At 59.3% G+C, this 7,066-nt stretch carries 5 protein-coding genes; all 5 read left to right on the forward strand.

Annotated elements, in window-relative coordinates:
• The first annotated feature begins 6 nt into the window (after window positions 1-6).
• The 5 genes from infB (at window position 7) to pnp (ending at window position 6,894) form a co-directional block, all read left to right on the forward strand.
• Entirely contained in the window at window positions 7-2,703 is a 2,697-nt protein-coding gene (gene infB, locus LG30_RS0115545) for a translation initiation factor IF-2 (RefSeq protein WP_033131612.1), read from the forward strand.
• 56 nt (window positions 2,704-2,759) lie between these two features.
• Window positions 2,760-3,191 carry a 30S ribosome-binding factor RbfA gene (gene rbfA / locus LG30_RS0115550; RefSeq protein WP_033131613.1) on the forward strand — a complete coding sequence of 144 codons (432 nt, stop codon included), beginning with the start codon at window positions 2,760-2,762 and terminating at the stop codon, window positions 3,189-3,191.
• A gap of 1 nt (window position 3,192) precedes the next feature.
• Entirely contained in the window at window positions 3,193-4,152 is a 960-nt protein-coding gene (truB, locus tag LG30_RS0115555; RefSeq protein WP_033131614.1) for a tRNA pseudouridine(55) synthase TruB, read from the forward strand.
• A 144-nt stretch (window positions 4,153-4,296) separates the two neighbouring features.
• Window positions 4,297-4,566, forward strand: a complete 270-nt coding sequence (rpsO, locus tag LG30_RS0115560) for a 30S ribosomal protein S15 (RefSeq protein WP_005317514.1) — start codon at window positions 4,297-4,299, stop codon at window positions 4,564-4,566.
• 180 nt (window positions 4,567-4,746) lie between these two features.
• Window positions 4,747-6,894, forward strand: a complete 2,148-nt coding sequence (gene pnp, locus LG30_RS0115565) for a polyribonucleotide nucleotidyltransferase (protein ID WP_033131615.1) — start codon at window positions 4,747-4,749, stop codon at window positions 6,892-6,894.
• Window positions 6,895-7,066: the final 172 nt, after the last annotated feature.

The raw sequence follows: 7,066 nt of genomic DNA on the forward strand, positions 1-7,066 counted from the left end.
AAATGAATGGCAGAAGTATCAGTCAAACAACTTGCCACTGACATCGACACGCCGGTTGATCGTCTTCTCCAGCAGTTTGTCGATGCCGGTATCAGCAAGAGCAAGGCCGACGACCTGGTCAGCGAGTCTGAGAAACAGACTCTTCTGGCGCACCTGAAAAAACAGCATGGAGGTGACGAGAGCACCGCACCTGCCCGCATGACGTTGCAGCGCAAGACCAAGAGCACCATCAGTGTTCAGGGGACCGGCGGCAAGAACAAAGAAGTGCAGGTAGAAGTGCGCAAGACTCGCACCTATGTAAAACGCTCGGCGCTGGAAGATGAACAGCGTCAGGCGGAAGCCGAGGAAACAGCGCGTTTGGAAGCAGAAGAAAAAGCTCGTCACGAGGCCGACAACAAGGCCCGTCTCGACGCTGAAGAGAAGGCTCGCCGTGAGGCTGAGCAGGCTCGTCGTGAAGCTGAGGAAAAGGCGCGGATCGAGGCACAATCAAAGGCTCGACAGGCTCCACAGCCCGCCAAAGTAGCCGCTAGCACAGCTCAGCAAGAGGCAGAAAAGATGGCCAAGCGCGAAGCAGAAGAACTGAAGCGCCAACAAGAACAAACAGCCTTGACCAAGGCTGAAGAACTCGCCGCGAAGAAAGCCGAAGAGGCTCGCGTCATGGCGGAACAGAACGGTCCTCGCTGGGCCGAAGAAGAAGCCGCTCGCGCCAAAGAGAGCAGCGATTACCATCTGACCACCAACAAGCACGCGCAAGCGGCTGAAGATGAGTTGGATCGTAAGGAAGAGACCAGCCGTCGTACGGCTGCTGCCGCGAAGAGCAGCCCGAAGAAACCGGGTCGCCGTGAGGACGATAAGGACTCCCGCAACCCCCGTGCTCGCAAGGGCAAGCGCGGCAAGATGGCCACTCCGAACGCCATGAAGCACGGTTTCAACAAACCGGCTGCCGTGGTGAACCGTGACGTGGTGATCGGCGAGACCATTACCGTGGCCGAGCTGGCCAACAAGATGGCCGTCAAGGGCGTCGAAGTCATCAAGGTGATGATGAAGATGGGTGCCATGGCCACCATCAACCAGGTGATCGATCAGGAAACTGCTCAGCTGGTCGCCGAGGAGATGGGCCACAAGGTGTTGCTGCGTCGTGAGAACGAGCTGGAAGAGGCGGTACTGTCCGATCGTGACGAGACCTCCGAAGCCAAGCCGCGCGCTCCGGTCGTGACCATCATGGGTCACGTCGACCACGGCAAGACCTCGCTGCTGGATTACATCCGTAAGGCCAAGGTTGCCGCAGGCGAAGCCGGTGGCATCACCCAGCACATCGGTGCCTACCACGTCGAAACCGACAGTGGCATGATCACCTTCCTGGATACCCCGGGTCACGCGGCCTTTACCTCCATGCGTGCTCGTGGTGCCAAGTCGACCGATATCGTGGTACTGGTCGTGGCTGCCGATGACGGCGTCATGCCGCAGACCATCGAAGCCATCCAGCACGCCAAGGCGGCAGAAGTGCCCATCGTGGTTGCGGTCAACAAGATCGACAAGCCTGAAGCGGATCCGGATCGCGTCAAGACCGAGCTGGCCCGTTACAACGTCATGTCCGAAGACTGGGGTGGCGATAGCCAGTTCGTACACGTCTCCGCCAAGTCTGGCGAAGGCATCGACGATCTGCTGGAAGCCATCCTGATCCAGTCCGAAGTACTGGAGCTGAAATCGGTTGTCGATGGCATGGCCAGCGGCGTCGTGATCGAGTCCTTCCTGGACAAGGGTCGTGGTCCTGTTGCTACCGTGCTGGTACAAGAAGGTACCCTGCGCCAGGGCGACATCGTGCTCTGTGGTCTGGAATACGGTCGTATTCGAGCCATGCGTGACGAACTGGGTCGCGAGATCAAGGAAGCGGGCCCGTCCCTGCCGGTGGAAATCCTGGGTCTGTCCGGGGTGCCGTCTGCCGGTGACGAAGCTACCGTTGTACGTGACGAGAAGAAGGCCCGTGAAGTGGCTCTCTATCGTCAAGGCAAGTTCCGCGACGTCAAGCTGGCTCGCCAGCAGAAGGCCAAGCTGGAAAACATGTTCGCCAACATGACCGAGGGCGAAGTGTCCGAAGTGAACGTGGTGATCAAGGCCGACGTACAGGGTTCCGTGCAAGCCATCTGCGATGCGCTGGTGCAGCTCTCTACCGACGAAGTCAAGGTCAAGATCGTGGGCTCCGGCGTCGGTGGCATCACCGAAACCGACGCTACCCTGGCGGCTGCTTCCAGCGCCATCCTGGTGGGCTTCAACGTCCGTGCCGACGCTTCTGCGCGCAAGGTCATCGAATCCGAGAGCCTGGATCTGCGTTACTACTCCGTCATCTATGATCTGATCGACGAAGTGAAGCAGGCCATGAGCGGCAAGCTGGCTCCTGAATATCGTCAGGAGATCATTGGTCTGGCTGAAGTGCGTAGCGTCTTCAAGTCACCGAAGTTCGGCGCCGTTGCCGGCTGTATGGTTACCGAAGGTGTGGTCAAGCGTTCCAACCGTATCCGTGTTCTGCGTGAAAACGTGGTCATCTATGAAGGCGAGCTGGAATCCCTGCGCCGCTTCAAGGATGACGTCAACGAAGTCCGCAACGGTTACGAGTGTGGTATCGCGGTCAAGAACTACAACGACGTACGCGAAGGCGACCAGATCGAAGTTTACGAGACTGTTGTCATTCAACGGACTCTGTAAGCCGAGCATTAGACAAAATAGGGGGCTGCGGCCCCCTTTTATCGCAGGATAGAAATATGGCCAGAGAATTCAGCCGGACCAGCAGGGTCGGCCAGCAGATCCAGCGCGAAATCGCACTGATCTTGCAGCGTGAGGTGAAAGACCCGCGCATCGGCATGGTAACCGTCTCGGACGTGGAAGTGTCCAAGGACCTTAACTACGCCAAGATATACGTCACCTTCTTGCAGCTGGATATCGATGCCGAGCGTATCGCGGAAGGGCTCAAGGGCCTGACCGAAGCCGCCGGTTACATCCGTAGCCTGCTCGGCAGCGCCATGCGCCTGCGGGTGGTGCCTGAGCTGCGTTTCTACTACGACCAGACCCTGGTCGAGGGGATGCGCATCTCCAACCTGGTGTCCAACACAGTGCGTGACGACAAGCGTCGCATGGCCGAAGCCGGCCGTGAGGAAGACGAAGCCGCACCGGATGATACAGAGGATAAAGCCTGAGATGTCTCGTAGACGCCGTTTCAAGGGTCGTGACGTACACGGCATCCTGCTGCTGGACAAGCCGACCGGTCTGACCTCCAACGATGTGTTGCAGAAGGTCAAGCGTATCTACAACGCCGCCAAGGCCGGTCACACCGGTGCCCTGGATCCGCTGGCGACCGGCATGCTGCCGATCTGCCTTGGCGAGGCCACCAAGTTCTCCCAGTATCTGCTGGAGGCGGACAAGCGCTATGAGGTGACCGCCAAGCTGGGCGAGCGCACCAACACCAGCGACTCCGACGGTGAGGTAGTCTCCACCCGGCCGGTGAACGTGGCTCTGGGCACCCTGATCGAGTCGCTGGACCAGTTCCGCGGCCCTATCATGCAGGTGCCGTCCATGTACTCCGCCCTCAAGCACAACGGTCGCCCGCTCTACGAGTATGCCCGTGAAGGCATCGAGATCGAGCGGGAAGCCCGTCCCATCACTGTGTTCGAGCTCAAACTGCTGAGTTTTGAAGGGGATGAGGTGCGGCTGGAGGTGCATTGCAGCAAGGGTACCTACATCCGCTCCCTGGTGGACGATCTGGGGGAGGTATTGGGCTGTGGCGCCCACGTCACCCAGCTGCGCCGCACCCAGGTAGCGAACTATCCCTATGAACGGATGCTGACCCTGGATCAGATCGAGTGCATCTTCGAGCAGGCCAAGGCCGAGAGCATTCCGCCGCGCGAGCAGCTCGATCCCCTGCTGCTGCCGATGGATACCGCCGTGGCGGCCCTGCCCGAGGTGAACATGCTGGCGGCGGTGGCCGCCTATGTGAACCAGGGTCAGGCCGTGCAGGTGGCCGGTGCCCCGCAAGGCGGCCAGGTTCGCATGACGGTCGGTCCTGAGCGCGAGTTCATCGGCGTCGGCGAGATCGACGACGAAGGCCGGGTCGCCCCCAAGCGACTGGTGCGCTATCACGACGAACAAGACGAGGAGTGATCCTCAGGCGGTATCGGGGCGCCTTGCCCATCGCATATCTTTCTCGTTGCGAAAGGGGGCGGGTGCGATTATGATACCGCCCTCATTTCACGGCTGAATTAGAGATTGGCTGTGAACCTTTAAACACTCTACTGGAGTAATACCATGTCTCTAAATGCTGAGATCAAAGCTTCCATCGTTGCTGACAACGCTCGTTGCGCCAACGACACTGGCTCCCCCGAAGTGCAGGTTGCCCTGCTGACTGCCCAGATCAACCATCTGCAAGGTCACTTCAAAGAGCACGCCAAGGATCACCACGGTCGTCGTGGTCTGCTGCGCATGGTTTCCCAGCGTCGCAAACTGCTGGACTACCTGAAGCGTAAAGACGTTCAGCGTTACGCTGCTCTGATCGCCAAGCTGGGTCTGCGTCGTTAATCGACCATCAGATTTCGCGAAAAAGGGGAACCGCAAGGTTCCCCTTTTTTATTGCGTATTTTTCTGAGGCCGCAAGTCGTTGCCTGCCTCACAGAATTCGTGTCGCCGCTTACCTTTTGGTTCGAATCAAGTATACTTGCACGCGAATTTAAAGCGCCAAATTGTAAAAAGGAAATTCACGTGAATCCTATTGTAAAGTCATTCCAGTACGGTCAACACACCGTTACCCTGGAAACCGGTGTGATGGCCCGTCAAACCACTGCGGCCGTAATGGTCAGCATGGACGATACCTGCGTATTTGTGACCGTAGTCGGCAAGAAAGAGGCCGATCACGGCCGTGATTTCTTCCCGCTGACCGTCAACTACCAGGAGCGTACCTATGCTGCTGGTCGTATCCCGGGTGGTTTCTTCCGTCGCGAAGGCCGTCCGAGCGAAGGCGAGACCCTCATCTCCCGTCTGATCGACCGTCCTATTCGTCCGCTGTTCCCGGAAGGCTTCCTCAATGAGGTTCAGGTGGTTGCCACCGTCATGTCCGTGAACCCGGCCGTGTCCCCCGACATCGTAGCCATGATCGGTGCCTCTGCTGCCCTGGCCATCTCAGGTATCCCGTTCGGCGGCCCGATTGCTGCTGCCCGCGTGGGTTACATGAACGGCCAGTACGTGCTGAACCCGACCACCCAGGAACTGCCGCAGAGCGATCTGGATCTGGTCGTCGCCGGTACCGCCAACGCGGTGCTGATGGTGGAATCCGAAGCGGCCATCCTGTCCGAAGAAGTGATGCTGGGCGCCGTGGTCTATGGCCACGAGCAGATGCAGGTGGTGATCAACGCCATCAACGAATTCGCCGCCGACGTGGGTACCCAGCCGTGGGACTGGACCCCGCCTGCCGTCAACGAAGCGCTGAAAGCCAAGGTTGCCGAGCTGGCCACCGCCGAACTGGGTGAAGCCTACCGCATCACCGAGAAGGCCGTGCGTTACGCCGCCATCGGTGCCATCAAGCAGCGTGTGGTTGAGCAAGTCATCGCCTCCGGCGTGGAAGAAGATGCCAAGAAGATCGGCGAAGAGTTCCACAGCCTGGAAAGCCGCATCGTCCGTGGCCGTGTGGTTCGTGGCGAGCCGCGCATCGATGGTCGCGATCCGGAAATGATCCGCGCCCTGTCCGTCGGCACCGGCATCCTGCCGCGCGCTCACGGCTCCGCCCTGTTCACCCGTGGTGAGACTCAGGCCATTGTGGTTGCGACCCTGGGTACCGAGCGTGACGCCCAGAACATCGACGAGCTGGCTGGCCACCGTGCCGACCGCTTCATGCTGCACTACAACTTCCCGCCGTACTGCGTCGGTGAGACCGGCATGATGGGTAGCCCTAAGCGTCGTGAAATCGGTCACGGTCGTCTGGCCAAGCGCGGCGTTGCTGCCGTGATGCCGAGCGCCGCCGAGTTCCCGTACGTGGTGCGCGTGGTGTCTGAAATCACCGAGTCCAACGGTTCCTCCTCCATGGCTTCCGTCTGTGGTTCCTCCCTGGCGCTGATGGACGCGGGTGTGCCGATCAAGGCCTCCGTCGCCGGTATCGCCATGGGTCTGGTGAAGGAAGAAGAAGGTTTCGTCGTGTTGTCCGACATCCTGGGTGACGAAGATCATCTGGGCGACATGGACTTCAAGGTAGCCGGTACTACCCAAGGTATCACCGCGCTGCAGATGGACATCAAGATCGAAGGCATCACCAAAGAGATCATGGAGATTGCCCTCAAGCAAGCCCGTGGCGCTCGCCTGCACATCCTGAAGGTCATGGACGAAGCCATCCAGGCTCCCCGTAGCGAGATCTCCGATTTCGCTCCGCGCATCCACACCATCAAGATCAATCCTGAGAAGATCAAGGACGTGATCGGCAAGGGTGGTTCCGTGATCCGTGCCCTGACCGAAGAGACCGGCACCAACATCGAGCTGGATGATGACGGCACCGTCCGCATCTCCGCCGTTGCCAACGAAGCCGCCATGGAAGCCATCCGTCGTATCGAGGCCATTACCGCCGAGATCGAAGTGAACCGCATCTATGAAGGCAAGGTTGTGCGTCTGGCCGATTTCGGCGCTTTCGTCAACATCCTGCCGGGTAAAGACGGTCTGGTACACATCTCCCAGATCACCGATGCCCGCGTGCAGAACGTGGCCGACTTCCTGAAGATCGGTGATGTTGTGAAAGTGAAGGTACTGGAAGTGGATCGTCAAGGCCGTGTGCGTCTCTCCATCAAGGAAGCGAATGCACCGACCGAAGCCGCCGCTCCGGTTGCCGACGTGGCCGTTGCCGCCGTCGAAGAGCCGACCGCCGAATAAGGCTGCCATGCCGTGAAAAAGCCGACCCTTGGGTCGGCTTTTTTTATGCCGGTGTCCCGTCCTGAATATGGTTTACACCTTTCCCCTCAATAAATGGAGACCCCGATGGGACAAGGTGTGAAACGGACACAGCGCGATTACTCGCTGACTTTTAAACTGGCGCTGGTCGAGC

The organism is Aeromonas aquatica, from assembly GCF_000764655.1.
GTDB lineage: Bacteria > Pseudomonadota > Gammaproteobacteria > Enterobacterales > Aeromonadaceae > Aeromonas > Aeromonas aquatica.

What these genes read in the sequence shown, in the direction of transcription:
- infB (WP_033131612.1), top strand. Translation starts at nt 7, where the DNA reads ATGGCAGAAGTATCAGTCAAACAACTTGCCACTGACATCGACACGCCG.
- rbfA (WP_033131613.1), top strand. Translation starts at nt 2,760, where the DNA reads ATGGCCAGAGAATTCAGCCGGACCAGCAGGGTCGGCCAGCAGATCCAG.
- truB (WP_033131614.1), top strand. Translation starts at nt 3,193, where the DNA reads ATGTCTCGTAGACGCCGTTTCAAGGGTCGTGACGTACACGGCATCCTG.
- rpsO (WP_005317514.1), top strand. Translation starts at nt 4,297, where the DNA reads ATGTCTCTAAATGCTGAGATCAAAGCTTCCATCGTTGCTGACAACGCT.